At 71.4% G+C, this 17082-nt stretch carries 20 protein-coding genes; 15 read left to right on the forward strand and 5 right to left on the reverse strand.

Annotation, left to right across the window (positions count from 1 at the left end):
* Position 1: 1 nt before the first annotated feature.
* The 5 genes from ACX6XY_RS05165 (at position 2) to ACX6XY_RS05185 (ending at position 4212) form a co-directional block, all read left to right on the forward strand.
* On the forward strand, positions 2 to 1231 hold the full coding sequence (locus ACX6XY_RS05165; protein WP_460326855.1) for a hypothetical protein: 1230 nt from the start codon (positions 2 to 4) through the stop codon (positions 1229 to 1231).
* A 127-nt stretch (positions 1232 to 1358) separates the two neighbouring features.
* Entirely contained in the window at positions 1359 to 2120 is a 762-nt protein-coding gene (locus ACX6XY_RS05170; protein WP_460326856.1) for an LmeA family phospholipid-binding protein, read from the forward strand.
* Between the two features lie 528 nt (positions 2121 to 2648).
* On the forward strand, positions 2649 to 3488 hold the full coding sequence (locus ACX6XY_RS05175) for a sulfurtransferase (RefSeq protein WP_460326858.1): 840 nt from the start codon (positions 2649 to 2651) through the stop codon (positions 3486 to 3488).
* A 40-nt stretch (positions 3489 to 3528) separates the two neighbouring features.
* Complete coding sequence (locus ACX6XY_RS05180) at positions 3529 to 3816, forward strand: DUF1416 domain-containing protein (protein WP_411059906.1); 288 nt, start codon at positions 3529 to 3531, stop codon at positions 3814 to 3816.
* A 129-nt stretch (positions 3817 to 3945) separates the two neighbouring features.
* Positions 3946 to 4212 carry a DUF3099 domain-containing protein gene (locus tag ACX6XY_RS05185; protein WP_460326862.1) on the forward strand — a complete coding sequence of 89 codons (267 nt, stop codon included), beginning with the start codon at positions 3946 to 3948 and terminating at the stop codon, positions 4210 to 4212.
* Positions 4213 to 4231: 19 nt separating this feature from the next.
* On the opposite strand, the gene ACX6XY_RS05190 is transcribed toward ACX6XY_RS05185, so the two are convergent.
* Positions 4232 to 4594 carry a DsrE family protein gene (locus ACX6XY_RS05190; RefSeq protein ID WP_460326864.1) on the reverse strand — a complete coding sequence of 121 codons (363 nt, stop codon included), beginning with the start codon at positions 4592 to 4594 and terminating at the stop codon, positions 4232 to 4234.
* 103 nt (positions 4595 to 4697) lie between these two features.
* On the opposite strand from ACX6XY_RS05190, the gene ACX6XY_RS05195 reads away from it, so the two are divergent.
* The 6 genes from ACX6XY_RS05195 (at position 4698) to ygfZ (ending at position 9538) form a co-directional block, all read left to right on the forward strand.
* Positions 4698 to 5555 (forward strand): hypothetical protein, encoded by an 858-nt coding sequence (locus tag ACX6XY_RS05195; RefSeq protein WP_460326866.1) that lies wholly within the window; start codon positions 4698 to 4700, stop codon positions 5553 to 5555.
* The gene (locus tag ACX6XY_RS05200; RefSeq protein ID WP_460326867.1) at positions 5552 to 6334 is read left to right on the forward strand and encodes a hypothetical protein; all 783 of its coding nucleotides are present in this window, start codon (positions 5552 to 5554) and stop codon (positions 6332 to 6334) included. The genes ACX6XY_RS05195 and ACX6XY_RS05200 overlap by 4 nt, the downstream gene beginning before the upstream one ends.
* Positions 6331 to 7164, forward strand: coding sequence for a hypothetical protein (locus ACX6XY_RS05205; RefSeq protein ID WP_460326869.1), 834 nt, complete (start codon positions 6331 to 6333; stop codon positions 7162 to 7164). The genes ACX6XY_RS05200 and ACX6XY_RS05205 overlap by 4 nt, the downstream gene beginning before the upstream one ends.
* A 235-nt stretch (positions 7165 to 7399) precedes the next feature.
* The gene (locus ACX6XY_RS05210) at positions 7400 to 7972 is read left to right on the forward strand and encodes a heme-binding beta-barrel domain-containing protein (RefSeq protein ID WP_460326871.1); all 573 of its coding nucleotides are present in this window, start codon (positions 7400 to 7402) and stop codon (positions 7970 to 7972) included.
* A 110-nt stretch (positions 7973 to 8082) separates the two neighbouring features.
* Positions 8083 to 8523, forward strand: a complete 441-nt coding sequence (locus ACX6XY_RS05215; RefSeq protein WP_460326873.1) for a Fur family transcriptional regulator — start codon at positions 8083 to 8085, stop codon at positions 8521 to 8523.
* Positions 8524 to 8569: 46 nt separating this feature from the next.
* Positions 8570 to 9538: a CAF17-like 4Fe-4S cluster assembly/insertion protein YgfZ gene (gene ygfZ, locus ACX6XY_RS05220; RefSeq protein WP_460326875.1), complete on the forward strand. Its 969-nt coding sequence runs from the start codon at positions 8570 to 8572 to the stop codon at positions 9536 to 9538.
* A 109-nt stretch (positions 9539 to 9647) separates the two neighbouring features.
* Here ygfZ and dtd read toward each other — a convergent pair whose 3' ends face one another.
* A complete protein-coding gene (gene dtd / locus ACX6XY_RS05225; RefSeq protein WP_460326877.1) occupies positions 9648 to 10073 on the reverse strand; it encodes a D-aminoacyl-tRNA deacylase in 426 nt (141 codons plus the stop codon).
* A 191-nt stretch (positions 10074 to 10264) separates the two neighbouring features.
* Between dtd and ACX6XY_RS05230 the strand changes: the two genes are divergently transcribed.
* Positions 10265 to 10918: an RsiG family protein gene (locus tag ACX6XY_RS05230; protein WP_460326879.1), complete on the forward strand. Its 654-nt coding sequence runs from the start codon at positions 10265 to 10267 to the stop codon at positions 10916 to 10918.
* Positions 10919 to 11018: 100 nt separating this feature from the next.
* Positions 11019 to 12266, forward strand: coding sequence for a GNAT family N-acetyltransferase (locus tag ACX6XY_RS05235; RefSeq protein WP_460326881.1), 1248 nt, complete (start codon positions 11019 to 11021; stop codon positions 12264 to 12266).
* A gap of 62 nt (positions 12267 to 12328) precedes the next feature.
* Here ACX6XY_RS05235 and ACX6XY_RS05240 read toward each other — a convergent pair whose 3' ends face one another.
* On the reverse strand, positions 12329 to 12514 hold the full coding sequence (locus ACX6XY_RS05240) for a hypothetical protein (protein WP_460326883.1): 186 nt from the start codon (positions 12512 to 12514) through the stop codon (positions 12329 to 12331).
* Between the two features lie 232 nt (positions 12515 to 12746).
* Entirely contained in the window at positions 12747 to 12935 is a 189-nt protein-coding gene (locus tag ACX6XY_RS05245) for a hypothetical protein (RefSeq protein ID WP_460326885.1), read from the reverse strand.
* Positions 12936 to 13126: 191 nt separating this feature from the next.
* Between ACX6XY_RS05245 and ACX6XY_RS05250 the strand changes: the two genes are divergently transcribed.
* Both ACX6XY_RS05250 and ACX6XY_RS05255 read left to right on the forward strand, forming a co-directional pair.
* Positions 13127 to 13987: a GntR family transcriptional regulator gene (locus tag ACX6XY_RS05250; RefSeq protein ID WP_460326887.1), complete on the forward strand. Its 861-nt coding sequence runs from the start codon at positions 13127 to 13129 to the stop codon at positions 13985 to 13987.
* On the forward strand, positions 13988 to 14731 hold the full coding sequence (locus tag ACX6XY_RS05255; protein ID WP_460326889.1) for an HAD family hydrolase: 744 nt from the start codon (positions 13988 to 13990) through the stop codon (positions 14729 to 14731).
* 35 nt (positions 14732 to 14766) lie between these two features.
* Here ACX6XY_RS05255 and ACX6XY_RS05260 read toward each other — a convergent pair whose 3' ends face one another.
* Positions 14767 to 17079, reverse strand: a complete 2313-nt coding sequence (locus ACX6XY_RS05260; RefSeq protein ID WP_460326891.1) for a phosphotransferase — start codon at positions 17077 to 17079, stop codon at positions 14767 to 14769.
* Between the last annotated feature and the right edge of the window lie 3 nt (positions 17080 to 17082).

The raw sequence follows: 17082 nt of genomic DNA on the forward strand, positions 1-17082 counted from the left end.
GATGAGTAACCAGCCGTACGAGCCGTACGAGCCGTATGAGTCGTATGAGCCGTACGACCCGTATTCGCCGTCCCAGGCGTACGACGATGTGCATCAGCCGTGGTCTGAGACGCGGTGGCCCACCGGGCAGCAGCCGCTCGACGAGCCGCCGCAGCACACGCAGACCTGGCAGGGGCAGACCTGGGAGACCCAGGCGCAGCCACCGGCGCCCGCCACGGCCGCGGACACGGCGTATCTGCCGCCGCAGAGCGCGCCGGAGCAGGGGCAGGGCCACGGGCTGGGCCACGGGCTGGGCCACGGGCTGGGTCCGGGGGCTGACGGGTATGTGTCGCCGCTCTCGCGGCCGCTTCCGCCCGAAGCGCCCGTCCAGGGCCAGCCGTCGGCGTACGTTCCGCAGGCGGCTGGCGCCCCGGCGCACGCGGCGGCTCCTGACGCGCCCGGCTACGGGCCCGCGACCGTCACCGGGAACCCCCGCGTCACCGACGCCCAGCGCGCCCGCGCCGAGGGCCGCTCGCCGATCATCCCGCCCGGCGTCCAGCCCGCGGGGCTCACCGCCGTACTGGGGCTGCTGCTCGCGGGTGGCGCGGCGGTCGGGCCGTACGGGCTGCTGGTGCCGCTGGTGCTGTTGCAGGCCGTCACGGCGGCGGGCTGGTTCCGGCTGAACGGCATGTGGCCCGCGCGCCAGGGCATCGCGCTCGCCTTCCTGGGCGGCCTCGTCGCGGACGCGGCCCTGCTCGGCGTCGGCCGGGAGCACGCACCCGCCGCGATCCTCGGCACCCTCGGGGTCTGGGTGCTGCTCACGCTCGTACTCCAGCTGCGCAGCCACGCGGGCGCGGACGAGCGGATGTACGGCCTGATGGCGACCGTCGCCTCCGCGGCGCTGGCGATCCTGGCGGCCGGGCACCTCGGGGCCGAGCCCGCCGCGGTCTCGGTGGGCTCGGTCGCGGTCGCGGTCGCCGTGGTGGCCCGCGCGCTGCCGCTGCCCGGTGTGGTCTCGGTGGCGGTGGCGCTGCTGGCGGCGGCGGGCGCCGGGATCGCCGTCGGGCAGCTGACCGACATCGGCGCCCAGGGCGCGCTGCTCGGGCTCGGCGCCGGGGTGTGCGCGCTGGTCGGGCTGCGGGCGGCCAGCTACGACTACCCGTCCCGCTTCGTGCACATGACGGCGGGCGTCGCGCTGCCGCTCGCCCTGGCCGCGCCCGCGGTGTACCTGCTGGGCCGGGTCGTGGCCTGACCGCCTGCCTGACGCCTGACCGTCCGGGTGTCACAGCTGGTCGACATATCCCCCGCGACGGCAGGTCGCGGGGGATATGTCGTTTAGGGTCGCGAGGAACGACTGCTGAGGTGGGGGCACCGACATCATGCGCGCACTGCGAATCATCCTGATCATCACCGTGGTCCTGGCGGGGATCTTCGTGGCCGCCGATCGCCTGCTGGTCGGATTCGCCGAGGACAAGGCCGCGGACAGGCTGCGGACCAGCGAGGGCCTGGACCGGACGCCGGATGTCTCGATCGAGGGGTTCCCGTTCCTGACCCAGGTCGTGGGCGGTGAGTTCGACGAGGTGCGGGTCCGGATCGACGGCCTGGACGCGTCGGCCGAGGGCGAGAAGGTCCGGATAGAGGAGCTGGACGCCACCATGCGCGGCGTCCGGTTCTCGGGCGACTACGGCTCCGCCACCGCGAACCGGGCCTCCGGCACCGCCCTGATCGCGTACCGCGAGCTGCTGAAGGCCGCCCAGGTCGAGCCGGTCGAGCTGGTGCCGGGTGTGAACGCCAAGGTGGTCGGCCTCGCCGACGGGGGCGACGGGAAGATCGAGGTCACCGTCGACATCCAGGGCAGTGTGCTCGGGGTGCCGGTGGACCGGAAGGCCACGGTGCTCAGCCGGGTGGCGGTCGAGGGCGGCGTGGTGAAGGTCAACGCGGACAAGAGCGGGCTCGACGGCGAGCTGGGGCAGCTCAAGGCGCTGGGCGCCGGTGTCGGCGAGTCGCGGATCCGCGCGGTCACGGACTTCCAGCAGCAGGTCGACCGGCTGCCGTCGGGCATCGAGATCGACAAGGTCGAGGCCACCCCGGAGGGCGTGGCGATCTCGGTGACGGGCACGCAGGTGCGGCTGGCCGGGTAGCGCGCCGGGTCGTACCGGGACCGCGCCGGGTCGTACCGGGACCGCGCCGGACAGCGCCGGGGAAGCGCCTGCGCGCCGCCTCCCGCCGCGGCTGTCCGGAATCCGAGACGAGCACGTCCGCTCAGTAGATGGCTGAGGCGCGTGGGACGTACGGCGGCCGCGCGGGAGCAGGCGCGACCCGTCAGCCGTCCCGAAATGCGGACGATCGCGTCTCGCCATTCGACACGCCGGTGACACGGCCCGGCTCCGTCCCTACGATCGACCCCATGAAGCAGCGACAGGCGGACCTCACGAAGCGGCGGGCAGTAGACCTGTGCCGCGTCGCCGCCATGCTCTGTCGCGCCGTCTGAGCGGGAGCTTCCGCCCCCGTATTCCCCAGGGCCCTTCGACCTCGCCCCGCCAGGTCAGGGCCGCCCCCCTCGTGCCGTGCGCCGCCGATGCCGCATACCCGCGTACCCGCGGACGCCCGCGGCGGCACACCTCTTCGCGTACCGCCCCGCCGCAACTGCCCCGGAGGAGAGAGAAAGTATGAGCCGCAGTGACGTCCTGGTAGACGCCGACTGGGTCGAGGCCAACCTCGACAACCCGAAGGTCGTCATCGTCGAGGTCGACGAGGACACCTCCGCGTACGACAAGAACCACATCCGCAACGCCGTCAAGATCGACTGGAAGCAGGACCTCCAGGACCCGGTCCGCCGCGACTTCGTCGACCAGGCCGGTTTCGAGGCCCTGCTCTCGCAGCGCGGCATCGCCAACGACGACACGGTCATCCTCTACGGCGGCAACAACAACTGGTTCGCCAGCTACGCCTACTGGTACTTCAAGCTCTACGGCCACGACTCCGTGAAGCTCCTCGACGGCGGCCGCAAGAAGTGGGAGCTGGACTCCCGCGACCTGGTCAGCGAGGTCCCGCAGCGCCCGGCCACCGAGTACAAGGCCAAGGCCCAGAACACCGCGATCCGGGCCTTCCGCGACGACGTGCTCGCCGCGATCGGCACCCAGAACATCGTCGACGTCCGCTCGCCCGACGAGTTCAGCGGCAAGCTCCTCGCCCCGGCCCACCTGCCGCAGGAGCAGTCGCAGCGCCCCGGCCACGTGCCGAGCGCCCGCAGCATCCCGTGGTCCAAGAACGCCAACGACGACGGCACCTTCAAGTCGGACGACGAGCTCAAGAAGCTGTACGCCGACGAGCAGGTCGACCTCGCCAAGGACACCATCGCCTACTGCCGCATCGGTGAGCGCTCGGCGCTCACCTGGTTCGTGCTGCACGAGCTGCTCGACGTCGAGAACGTCAAGAACTACGACGGCTCGTGGACCGAGTACGGCTCCCTGGTCGGCGTGCCGATCGAGCTCGGCGCCAACAACTGACCCCGACTTCGGTCCAACTTCGGCGAATTGGAGAACTGACATGTGTGGAGCGAAGGCCGGCGGCCCCGACGCCGCGACGATCAAGCCCGGCGAGACCACCATCCAGGGCCAGGTGACCAAGGACGGCGAGCCGGTGACCGGCTACGTCCGCCTGCTGGACTCGACCGGCGAGTTCACCGCTGAGGTGCCCACCTCGGCGACCGGGCAGTTCCGCTTCTACGCGGCCGAGGGCACCTGGACCGTGCGCGCGCTGGTGCCGGGCGGCACCGCCGACCGCACGGTCGTCGCCCAGGACGGCGGTCTGGCGGACGTCGCCATCGCCGTCTGAGTGCCGTAGGCCGCATCGGACGGCCGGCTATACGGCCGGAGGGCCGCACCCCTGGGGGTTGGACGCTTACCAGGACGACGGGTGCGGTCCTCCGGCTCTTTCCGCCTCTTCCCGGCCTACGCTGGATGTGTGCTGGCACGGCGGATGCGTGTGTACTTCGCCATGATGGGCAGCTGTCTGGCGCTGTTCGTCCTGGGGTCGGCCGTCGTGCGGCTCTGGTCCGTGCCCGCGGCCGTCGCCATGTGCCTGGTCGCCATGGCCCTCGCGCCGCTCGCCGCGATCGTCGCCAACCGGCGCGGCCCGGACGACCGCTGGTGGGACGACCCGTCCGGAGACCCGCAGTCCGACGCGTGGTGGGACGAACTGGACGGCAAGAAGCGTCCGGGCCCCGACTGACGCCTCAGTAACTGACGCCTCAGTAGACGAGCGCCTGCACCCCGTCCCCCATCACCTCGCTGACGAACACCTGCGCCCCCGCGATCCGCACCCCGTCCAGCACGTCCTTCTCGGTGATGTCGCGGCGGGCCGCGCACTGCGTGCACAGCGTCACCTGCCCGGCCGCCTGCACCGACGCCAGCAGATCCGGCAGCGGCGCGGCGTGCGGCAGCTCGAACTCCGCGGCCCGCCCCGGCAGCGCGAACCACGCCGACTCACCGGTCAGCCACAGCGAGACCTCCACCCCACTGGCCGCGGCCACGGCCGCCACCGTGAAGGCCTGCGAGCACCGCTCGGGAGCGTCGGCCCCAGCGGTCACCTTGATCACGAGCTTCTTCGCCATAGACCGAACTGTAACCATCCCCCAGTACAACCAATGCCGCCGCAAGAGGGTCTCCAGGGCGCGCGGATATCGGAATCCGCGCTTCAACTCTCATGGAGGGACCTTGGAGCACGAGAAACAGCCCGAACACGAACCCGAACACGAGCCCGACCCCGACCCCGGCCCCGGCCCCGACCCCGAGCCGGGGCTGGGGCACGAGGCGCAGCCCACGGCCGCTGCCCGGCCACGTCGTCGCGGCCGCACGCGCCGCGCACTGCTGCTGATCGCCTGCGCCGCGGTGCTCGGCGCGGGCGCGGGCACGGTTGCCGGTTACGTCGTGCAGTACGACCGCGAGCCGACACCGCTGCCGCCGCTCTCCCAGCCTGATCTACGGGACTACAAGCCCGTCCCCGCGGCCAAGGGCGCGAGCGCCCGGAGCATCAACGAGCACCGCCACGTCAAGACGGACGGGGACCTGCGCAGGCTGCTGCTGAAGAAGCCGAGCGGAGCGCAGCGGGTGGAGGCTTCCTTCACCACCCACGGCTGGCTCAGCCTGTCCGAGTACGCGACGGACTTCGAGTACCCCGATGACGCCTTCGAGACCCTGGCGGCGGGCGACTTCCGCCGGGCCGTCACCACGTCATGGCAGGAGCGCGAAGAGCTCTACGTCACGATCAACCTCGTCCAGTTCCACGATGAGGAATTCGCCATGACGCCCGGGTACGCCAAACAGCAGCTGTCCGATCTGTCGGAACCGCACTCCGCGGGCAACGACGGTGTGCCGATCCCCGGCAGCGGCACCGGCCGGATCTATCTCGCCGATGAACCGGTCGTGGAGCCTGGTTACGAGCCTCTGTACAAGGGGTGGGCGGCTGCCAGGCGAGGCGACGTCTTCATGGAGATCTTCGCCGTCGACAACACGAGGCCGGTCTCCGAGAAGGATCTGATGTCCCTCGCCAAGCGGCAGTTGGAGCGCCTGTGACCGAGCAGCCCGAGCAGCCCGAGCAGCCCGAGCAGCCCGAACGGCAGGACCCGCCGGCGCCGAAGGCGCGCAGGTGCCGCCGCAGGCTCGTCGCCGCCGCCGCGGGACTGGCCCTGTGCGCACTCGGCGCCGGGGGAGTGTGGGCCCAGGGCAGGATGGCCGAGGCCGACCGCACCGTACCCACCAAGGTCTGGGCCGATCCCCCCAAACAGACCGAGGACAAGCAGCCCGCTCCGAAGGGGCTTGCGGCCAAGCTGCTGCCGGTGCCGCCGAGGTACCGCCCAGGGCCCGACATCGACGAGTTCGGCAACGATTTCGTGCTCTCCCGGAAGCAGGCGGTCGCCCTGCTCAAGGAAGGCGCGCGGACCTTGCCCCCGGCACAGCGCCACCGCCAGCAGAAGGCCGTGGACGAGCTGCGGGTCAAGGGCATGGCCGCCCGCACCTATCGTTCCAAGTTCGGCTGGTTCGTGGCCGAGACGCAGCTGACCCGGATGGAGAACGAGAAGGGCCTACGCGACTGGGTGCGACTCCAGCGCGACATCGGCGAGGCGCTCGGCCTCGTCGACGGACCCGAGATCGACGGCCATCCTGACGCCAAGTGCTTCCTGCTGCCCGAGGAGGCGTCCGCGCATCTCGAAATGATGCTCTGCAACGCCTACGACGGTGACATCCAGGTCAGCATGCGGGCGTACGGGCGCAGGCCTATGGAGACCGACAAGGTCGCGACGCTGGTGAGCAACCAGCTCGACCTGCTGACATCACCGGGGGAGTACGTATGACCGAGCAGACGGCCGCGCAGCCCGCCAAGGGCCGCAGGGCGCTGTTCGCCGTGGTGCGCTGGACCGCGGCGGTCCTCGTCTTCGCCTGCACCGGCACGGCGGTGGCGTACGGGATCACCGAGCGGGAGCGCACCGAGCTGCCGGGCCTCTCCACTCACAGCGACGGCCGCTGGGCGTACCCCGAGCTGCGCAAGCCCGAGCTGCCGCCCGGTGCCCCGAAGCCGTACGCCGAGGACAATCCGGGCGGGATCCACTACGCCGACCTGGGCGGGCTGCTGATCCCGGCGCCGGATGGGGCCACCCTGGACGAGAAGCTCGCCGGAAAGGACGGGAAGGACGGGAAGGACGGGAAGCAGGAGGGTGCGGGCAACAGGGTGCCTGTTGAGCGCTTCCTGGAGGCCTACCCCGAAGACGACCGGGACGAGCTGAGGCAGCGACTGGTCGATGCCGGGCTCATACACGTCGTGGCCCGTGGCTGGACCATGCCGGACGGTACGCGGTCGCGGACGTACCTGCTGCGCTTCCATACCGGAGGCATCGCGAGGCAGTTCTACCGGGACGCGCTCGCCGGGGCCGCCAGCGCGGGCCTGCCGGTGGCGGGAGTGGATGACCTGGCGCCGCTGGACGAGGAGTACCCGGAGGACGCGATCGTGCGCTCGACCGAGCGTGATGTGTTCGACGAGGCCGTGCCGCGCGGCGAGCGGCACGTACGGCACGCGTACATCACGGCCGGTGACACGCTCGCGCTGATCGTGCAGTCCAGCCGGGGCAGCACCCCGCGGGTGCCCTTCCACCAGACGGTCGTCCTGCAGAACCAGCTGCTCGGCTGACCTCACAGAGAGCCGACGGGCCGCGGCGACTAAGCTGGGGCCCGGCTCTGTCCCGTTCACCCCGCTCACCGAGGAGCACCCGTGCTTGTCGCCACCTTCGATGCTCTGCTTGTCCTGGTCGCCGTCGGCGTTCTCGGGTTCACCGCGCTGGCCGTGAAGAAGCTGTACCAGGGCCAGCGCTGACCCCTTTCCGGGGCCGTACCTCCACCGTCTACACAGATCGCCTGAGCTGCTCATGATCGAGATCCCGTCCGACCTCCACCCGGACCTCGTCCCCCTCGCCTTCCTGCTGGGCGACTGGGCGGGCGCGGGAGTCTCTGACTTCCCCGACGCCGAGAAGTGCAACTTCGGGCAGGAGGTCTCCTTCAGCCACGACGGCCGGGACTTCCTGGAGTACCGCTCCCACACCTGGGTGCTGGACGCCGAGGGCAACAAGGTCAAGCCGCTGGAGTCCGAGTCCGGGTTCTGGCGGATCGACAAGGAGCGCAAGGTCGAGGTCGTGATGGTCCGCGACGACGGCGTCGTCGAGGTCTGGTACGGCGAGCTGGCGGACAAGAAGCCGCAGATCGACCTGGCCACCGACGCGGTCGCCCGCACCGCCGCCTCCGGCCCGTACAGCGGCGGCAAGCGCCTGTACGGCTACGTCAAGGGCGACCTGATGTGGGTCGGCGAGAAGCAGACCCCCGAGGTGCCGCTGCGCCCGTATATGTCGGCCCAGCTCAAGAAGGTCGTCACCCCCGAGGACGTGCAGTCCTGGGCGAAGGACCTCGGCGACCTGCCCGACGACGGGATCGCGTTCTTCAAGTAGGCCTGCTCCCCGGCAGGCCTGCTCCCCGGCAGGTCTGCTCCGCATGCGCGTCGCTTGAGGGGCGCTGAAGAACCCAGGGGGCGTCCTGGGGCGCCCTCTACACTGGCCCCGTGGTGAGCATCGACTGGAAGAGCGATCTGCGGCGGCGCGGCTACCGGCTGACGCCTCAGCGTCAGCTTGTCCTCGAAGCGGTCGACGCGCTGGAGCACGCGACTCCGGACGACATCCTCGGCGAGGTCCGCAAGACCGCGTCCGGGGTCAACATCTCCACGGTCTACCGGACGCTTGAGCTGCTTGAGGAGCTCGGGCTGGTCAGCCACGCGCACCTCGGGCACGGCGCGCCGACGTACCACCTCGCGGACCGGCACCACCACATCCATCTGGTCTGCCGGGACTGTACGAACGTCATCGAGGCCGACGTCGAGATCGCCACGGAGTTCATCGCCAAGCTGCGCGGCACCTTCGGCTTCGAGACCGATATGAAGCACTTCGCCATCTTCGGTCGGTGCGAGGCCTGCGCCGCCGAGGCGACCGGGACGACCGGGAAATAAAAACCGCGCCTACCGAGTCGTAGGGTTGGTGGATATGCAGTCTCATTTGAAGCGCAGCCCCCTGCTGGCCCTGCCCGGCGCGGTCCCGGCGGAAGGCTCGGACGAGGGCGTGGCCGCCCACTACGGCGAACTGTTCCGGGAGCAGCGCGCCCTCGCGGACGGCAGCGGCCTGGTCGACCTCTCGCACCGCGGTGTGGTCACCGTCAGCGGTGACGACCGGCTCAGCTGGCTGCACCTGCTGCTCACCCAGCATGTCAGCGAGCTGCCCGCGGGTCAGGCCACCGAGGCGCTGATCCTCTCCGCGCACGGTCACATCGAGCACGCCCTCTATCTCGTCGACGACGGCGAGACGACCTGGGCGCATGTCGAGCCCGGCACACAGGACGCGCTGATCGCGTACCTGGAGTCGATGAAGTTCTTCTACCGGGTGGAGGTCGCCGACCGGACCGACGCGTTCGCGGTCGTGCACCTCCCGGCCGGTTCGATCGCCCCGGCGCCGGACGGCGTGGCCGTACGGGAGACCGCCCACGGCCGCGACCTCTTCCTGCCGCGCGCCGAGCTCGCGTCGTACGCCGAGGCCAATGGTCCGGCCGCGGGCATCCTCGCGTACGAGGCCCTGCGCGTCGAGGCCCACCGGCCGCGCCTCGGCTTCGAGACCGACCACCGTACGATCCCGCACGAGCTGGGCTGGATCGGCTCCGCGGTCCATCTCCAGAAGGGCTGCTACCGCGGCCAGGAGACGGTCGCCCGCGTGCACAACCTGGGCAAGCCGCCGCGCCGCCTGGTCTTTCTGCACCTGGACGGGAGCGAGGTGCACCTGCCGGGATCCGGGACCGAGATCCGGTTGGCGGCGGACGGACCGGACGGGCGCAAGATCGGCTTTGTGACGACCTCCGCTCGCCACCACGAGCTGGGGCCGATCGCGCTGGCCCTGGTCAAGCGCAACGTCCCGGTGGACGCGGAACTCCTCGCGGGGACCACGGCGGCGGCCCAGGAGACCGTGGTCGAACCCTAGGACGCGTGGACCGGGGTCCGGACCGTCCGGGATGGGGACCGGGGACCGGGGTCCGGGATCTGGGGTTCGGGTCCGGGTCCGGGTCCGGCAGGGCGTGCGTGCGGGCCCGTCAGATTTCCAGGAGCACCGTGAACGGGCCGTCGTTCGTCAGCGAGACGCGCATCTGCGCGCCGAACCGGCCCGTCGCCACGGTCGCGCCCAGGGCCCGCAGCCGCGCCACCACCTCGTCGACGAGCGGCTCGGCGGCCTCGCCCGGCGCCGCCGCGTTCCAGGTGGGGCGGCGGCCCTTGCGGGCGTCGCCGTACAGCGTGAACTGGCTGATCACCAGGAGCGGGGCGCCGATGTCGCTGCACGACTTCTCGTCGGCCAGCATCCGGACCGACCACAGCTTCCGGGCGAGCTGGGCCGCCTTCTCCTTGGTGTCCTCATGCGTCACCCCCACCAGAGCGCACAGCCCCTCCCCCTTGATCTCGCCGACCGTCTCGCCGTCCACGACGACGCTCGCGCCGTCCACCCGCTGTACCACTGCTCGCATGCCGCCATCATGCCGTGTGTCGCCGACAGCGCCGCGGGGTAGCCCGAAGGCGCCATCCGCCAGGTAATGCCAAGGGTCTTTTACCGGCCGTTCGGGTGCAGTCCGGCACCCGCCAGGCGTCCGGGGTGGCACGATGCACCCAGGCGACGCGCCTGCGCGGTCCGCCGCACCGGTCGAGGGGACGGTTCACCATGAGCAGCACTACGAGCGGCACCGGGCAGCCCGCCGGGCAGCCCACCGGTCCCGCACCGGCGGCCGGACGTGCCGCGCGGGTCGGTTCGGCCCGGCCGCCCGCCCAGCGGTCCGGCGACCTGCTGCCCGCCGCGCCCCAGCCCGACCTGGGCGCGCTGCGGCTGGCCGAGCTGCGGGAGCTGCGCCGTACCTCGCAGCAGAACGAGGCCGACCTCAGCTATGTGCGGCGGCTGCTCCAGGGGCGGATCGACATCCTGCGCGCCGAGCTGGCCCGGCGCAGGGGCCCCGATCTGCCGGTGGCGCCGGACGTACGCGGCGCCACGGCCGCCGACGCGGTGGTCGGCCGGCTCTCGGAGATCCTCGCGGACACCCCGTCCCAGCACCGCTCGTCCGCCCGCCATGTGACCCTGGGCACCCCGCACAGCGCGGAGTATCGGGGGCTCGCCGCCGAGATGCTCTCCGAGGTCGAGTTGTCCGACCTGGACGCCCGTACGGACGACGAACTGCACACCGGCATAGGGCGGCTGGTCGGCTACGAGCAGCAGGTCTCCCGCCGCCGCCAGCAGCTTCAGCGGGTCGCCGACGACTGCAGTACGGAGATCGCCCGCCGGTACCGTGAGGGCGAGGCACAGGTGGACGACCTGCTCGCCTGACGCGCTCCGGCAGCCTGGCGCGCTCCGGCCGCGCGTCGAGCCTCTCTGAGCAGGGAAAATTCAGGTGCGGGTGGAGCGGTCGGCTGCCTAACGTGGATGTATGGCCATAGATGTACGCCCGATCACCGACGCCGAGCTGTCCGACTGGACCCGAGCCCTGAACACCGGGTTTCTCCGGTCGCCGGTCATCTCCGACGGGCAGCTCGCGGACCGCCGCTCCTTCACGGACCCGGCCCGCACCCTGGGCGCGTTCGACGCGGGCCGCTGCGTGGCCACCTTCCGTTCCTTCCCGCAGGAGCTCACGGCCGTCGGCGGCGCGCGGCTCCCGGCCGACGCGATCACCAACGTCGCCGTATCGCCGACCCACCGCCGCCGGGGCCTGCTGACCCGCATGATGGCCGCCGACCTCACGGCCGCCAAGGAGCGCGGCGATGTGCTGGCCTCGCTGATCGCCGCCGAGTACCCGATCTACGGCCGGTACGGCTTCGGCCCCGCGACCTGGACCGCCGAGTGGGAGATCGACGTACCCCGTACCGGTCTCGACCCCCGCTGGTCGGGCCCGGCCGACGGCGGCCGGGTCGACCTGGTCGACGCGGTGGACGTCCGCAAGCTCGGCCCCGAGCTGTACGAGCGGCTGCGCGCCAGGCAGCCCGGCGCGGTCAGCCGGGACGAACGCTGGTGGCGGGTGAACACCGGGGAGATCCAGCACGACGGCCTGCCGCCGTGGGACGAGCCGCACTACGCGGTGTACCGCTCGGCGGACGGCACGGTAGACGGCCTGGCCGTGTACCGCTCGGACCATCAGTGGGGCGACGCCAAGCAGCCGCTGAACACCGCGACGGTGTCCCAGCTGATCGCCGTGTCACCGGCCGCCGAGCGGGCCCTGTGGCACTTCCTCTGCTCGATCGACTACGTGGTGAAGGTGCGTACGGGCGGCCGCGCCCCCGACGACCTGGCGCAGTTCCTGCTCCCCGACCCGCGCGCGGCGCGGATCGTCAGCCAGGCGGACTGGATGTGGGTGCGGCTGCTGGACGTCGTACGGGCCCTGGAGTCGCGTACGTACGAGGGGTCGGGCGAGCTGGTCCTGGAGGTGACGGACGCGGCGGGCCTCGCGAGCGGTCGCTTCCGTCTCGCGGCGGACCCGGTCGGCGCGTCCTGCGCGCCGACCGCGCGGCCCGCTGATCTCACGCTGGACGTCGGCGAGTTGGGGACGCTGTGGCTGGGGGACGAGTCGGCGGTGCGGCTCGCGGCGCTGGGCCGGGTACGGGAGGAACGGCCGGGCGCGGCCGCGGTCGCGACGGCCCTGTTCCGCACCGCCCGGCGGCCCTGGTGCCCGGACGTGTTCTGACGGCCGTCGCCCCGATGCACCCGTCAGCGGACGGCGGCGGACGGCGGCGGACGGCGGAGGGGTCAGCTGGACTGGGCGAGCAGGGCCACCAGGATCACGGCCCCGACGCTGCTGACCGTGGTGTTCTTCGCCTTGATGCCGACGGCCAGGACGGCGAAGCCGACCGCGCCCAACGGGCCGAACCTTGACTCGACGAGGAGTTCAAAGCCGACGGCGAGCGCGACGATGAGGAGAGCGATGAGCGGCATGAGGTCCTCCTGAGGGAGGGGAAGGAACCTCGCGGCGATGCATGTTGCTGGCCGAGAGGTTCACCAACCCTGTGGGGGTCTGGCCATGTTGCTCAAGTTGGCTACCAACTCGTCTTTCTTATCTCCGCTTTTCCGAGTTTCTAACCAGCATGGCGTTAACTCCCCGAAGATGGCGGGAAGTTGTACGGTAAGGCTCTGAGCCCGGCGGTTCGCGGACCGCGGTCCGACGGTCTCAGGTCGCGGGACTGGTGACCGTCAGCGTCAGGACCACGGCCCCGATCGAGCTGCAGGTCGGGTTGCGCGCCTTGATCCCGATGGCGAACAGCAGCAGTCCGACGACCCCCGTGGGTCCGTACTTCCACTCGACGAGTTGCTCGAAGGCGACGATGAAGACCGCTCCGAGCAGGGCGATGGCTGGCATGTGGTTCCTCCTCCGGGTGGCGGGTGTGCGGACGGTCGCCGTTGCCGAACTCCTGCCATCTTTGGCGGAGTTGGCGACCAACTACACTGAGCTTGTCCCCAGTTGGTCGGTAGGTGTAAACAACTTCAAAGCAACTGCGGCCAGATGGTGAGCAGTTGTACTGTTCGGCTGTGACTCAGGAGAGCGTTGCGATGAACGGCGGTAAGCCCTCGTATCCGGAGATCGCAGGCGAGCTGCGTGACCGCATCCACAGCGGGGCGCTGCCGCCCGGCAGCAAGCTGCCGACCCAGGCCAGACTCGCTGAGGAGTTCGGCGTCGAGCGGGGCGCGGTGCGCCAGGCGGTGCGGATGCTCCAGGATGAGGGGCTGCTCGTCAACGTCACCAAGGGCAGCCCGCCCGAGGTGGCGGCAGCCTCCGCGCCCGAGCCCGCGGACGAGGAGCCCCAGCCCACCATGGTCGCCCTGAGCGCCCGCCTCGCCGAAGCCTTCGCCGCCCCCGAGGTCCGCGTGGACGCGCTCTGCCTCACCGCCGAGAACCTGATGCTGGCCCTCGGGGAACCCCTGCGCCTCATCCACGAGGGCCGGATGCGCCCCGAGTCGGTGCGCGTTCGCGTCCTGGTCCCCAGCAGCCGGATTGCGCTCGCCTTCCCCATCGCCGCCGAGCACCCGGACGCCGCCGAAGACCCGGTGCACAGCCGCTGGCTGGCCCAGCGCAACGCCCAGGGGCAGGTGCTGCGCCACAACCTGCTCACGCTGCGGGCGAGCCACGGCATCGACGTAGACGTCACCTTCCGAGCCCTGCCGTTCACACCGCCCGTGAAGCTCTACCTGCTCAACGACACCGAGGCCCTCTTCGCGTACTACATGATCGCCAGGCGCGAGGAGGAACTCGACAGCGGGACACTGGACCTGTATGACACGCTCGGATCGCGCTCGCTGCTGTTCTCCTTCGACAAGGGGCACGGGCCGCGGGACGAGTCGTTCGTGCAGGAGTCCCAGAACTGGTTCGACTCGCTCTGGAAGACCATCACCAGGGACCTGACACTGTCGTAGGTGACCTCTGACGCGATGAACCCAACCGGACGGGTGGCGAAGGTGACCGAGGACGTCAGCGAGTTGATCGCCAGAGCCCGGAGTGTGCTCTTCGACTTCGACGGCCCCGTCTGCCGCCTCTTCGCGGGCCACCGGGCGCATGCCGTCGCCGACAGCCTGCTGGCGTGGCTGGCCGAACACCGCCTGCTCGATCTGCTCACCGAGGAGGAACGCCGCGGCGACGACCCGCACATCGTGCTGCGCGCGGTGGGCCGCCACCCGGACGCGGCCCTGGTGGCGGCCCTTGAGGACCGCCTCACCGAGGAGGAGCTGTACGCGGCGCCCACGGCCCTGCCGACCCCGTACGCGGACCGGCTCATCCAGACCTGGCGCGCGACCGGGGTCGGCCTCGCGGTCGCCAGCAACAACTCGCCGCGCGTGGTGGACCGTTACCTGCGAAGCCGCGGTCTGCTCGACTGCTTCACCGGCGGCGTCCACGGCCGTACGTCCCACCCCCGCCTCCTCAAGCCGGACCCGGACTGCCTCCACCGCGCCCTGGCCACGCTCGGGACCCCGCCGTCCGAGGCGCTGATGATCGGCGACACCCCGACGGACCTGCTCGCGGCTCGCGAGGCGGGGGTCGCCTTCCTCGGCTACGGCCGCGACGACTTTCGCGAGAAGCGCCTGCGAGCGGCGGGGGCGCGGCATGTGGTGGGGTCCCTCGACCTGGTTCTCGACATGGTCTGGAAGAACGCGCGACCGTGACCCCCCGCCGGGGTGCGCGCACCCGACCGGGGCGGTCAGGGCGTCCGCTGGGCGGGCCGTACCGTGGCGTCCCGCGGAAGCGCCCGTGCCAGGTAGGGGTTGGTCGTGGGGCGGACCGGCAGTCCGAGCGCGGCGGTGGCGTCGGCCAGCGTCATCGCGTACGAGTCCACCGCCCGGCGCACATTGGGGGCGTCGAGCCCCGACCCGGTGACCAGCCGGTCCAGATCGACATAGGCGGAGCGCACGATCTCCATCCGCCGGTACACCCGCCAGTCCTCGCGCCAGGCCCTGGTGTACCGCTCGGGCAGGTTCCGGCTCCAGCGGGCGAACATCCGCTCGCGGATCTCCGGGCGGGTCGGGGTGAGATGCGTATGGCGGACGAGGTCGTAGAGGGGATCGCCGACCGTGGCCATCTCCCAGTCGATGACGACGAGTCCGCCGTCGCCGCGCACGAGATTCCATGGGTTGAGGTCGCCGTGCAGCAGCACGGCCTGTCGCGGCGTCAGACGATGGCGGCTGAGGATCTCCCGCAGCCGGCGCGCGTCGGGCAGGCCGAGTTCCCTGGCCAGCTGCTGGGACTCCGTCGGCAACTGCTGGACCAGACACACCAGTTCGTCGACCAGCCAGCTCGGGAAGTCGAACTGCGGGGAAGCGGGGTTCAGTTGCTCAAGAGTGCGGTCCAGTTGCTTAAGGAGGCCGACGTCGAGCGTGGTCAGGGCGCAGAGCTGGTCTACCAGGTCGTCGGCCTCGTGAGGGCGCAGCCCGTGCACCGGGTGCTCCGGCGGCAGGCTGGGGTCGGACGGGCCCGCGTAGGAGTGAAGGGCGAAGCGGTCCTTCAGGCTGCTGGTGCCCAGTGCCAGCACCTTCGGGGTCCGTACCAGGCTCCGGGCGGGCGACTGCGCGATGGCCGCGAGTACCGCGTGCTCGCTGAGGAAGCGGCGCTCGCGCCGGTCGGGCGCGCTGATCTCGCGCCGCACCACGACGGGAAAGCCGATGCCTGCGACCCGTACCACCGTGTTGAGGTGACCGGTGCCCTTGAACACCTGGTGCGCGGGCGCCGCCCCTTCGGCCGCCAGAGCTTCGAGTACCGCGTCGTGGCCGCACTCCGGGTGCTCGGGCACGCGGGGGTCCGGCTCCCAGGAGACGCCGGATGCCGCCGTGGGCGCGGACGCTGATGCCGGGGTGGATGCGACTGCCGGGGCCGAGGCCTGGGCCTGGGGTGGCGTAGGGACGCCGGTGCGCCTGCCGGTTCGCGCCGCCTGCCACCGGAACAGGATGCGCTCGATCTCGTGCACCGGCACATCGGGAAGCCGCAGCGGTTCGGCCGCGGCGGTCAGGGCGTTGTGCACCGCCAGGGTCGCCTCGTCGAGGCCCTTCTGGCAGAGCGAGTCGCCCAGCGACCCGGCCGCGCGCATCACGTCGGGAAAGACGGACTGCCCCCGCTCGAAGGCGAGATAGTGCGGCAGGTCCGTCGCCAGGCCGTGGGCGGCTGACGGGCAGGTGCGCTCCATGGCGGCCGCCCACGCCTCGACCACCTCGTCCCGCTGGAAGTCCGGATACCGCATGCGGACCAGGTGGGTGGCCAGGTCGTGCAGCGGATCGCCGTAGGTCGCGAGCTCCCAGTCGACGCAGACCAGCGGCGGCGCGCCCTGATAGGAGACGATCACGTTGTCCCGGTGCAGGTCCGTGTGGAGCAGGCGGTACGGGCGCGGGGCCATGGCCGGAAGCCGTGCGGCGAACCGGGACAGGGCGTCGTCGGGGATGCCCAGCATGGTGAACAGCCCGCCGAACTCAGCCCAATTGGGCTGCTTGACCTGCTGCTCGGCCAATCGCGCCAGAGTGCGCAGAAAGCCCCTGCTGTCCCGTGAGCCGCGCGGCCAGCAGGCCGGGAGCCGGGGGAGCCTCTCGGGGCGTACTCGGGTCATGTCCGCGAGCAGTCCGGTCAAGGCCTGGACCAGCAGCGGGTCCACCGGCCTGCCGCTCTGGCAGACGGCCGAGAGCGGCACGCCTTCGACATAGCTGTGCACGGCACTGCCCTCGCGTCGTGCCAGGCAGCGCGGTGCGTGGGGCAGCGCGTCCCGCAACGCGCCGAGGATCGCGCCCTCGTCGCGCCAGGTCCTGATGACCACGGGCAGCGCGTCGCGCAGCGGGACGCGTACGGTCACCGGCGTGCCGGGCTTCTGCCCGACGTGTGCCGCCATGGCTTCGGTGAGCGGCACCACGAAGTTCTGATTGTGGTGGCCTCTGCTCATCACGCCGTGCTGTATCGCGTGCTCGACGAACCGGCCGTACACGTCGTCCGCGAGGGGCCCCGGCGGGGAGGGGAGGGGCACCGCAAGTCCGGCCACCGG

This window comes from Streptomyces sp. O3 (assembly GCF_054788135.1).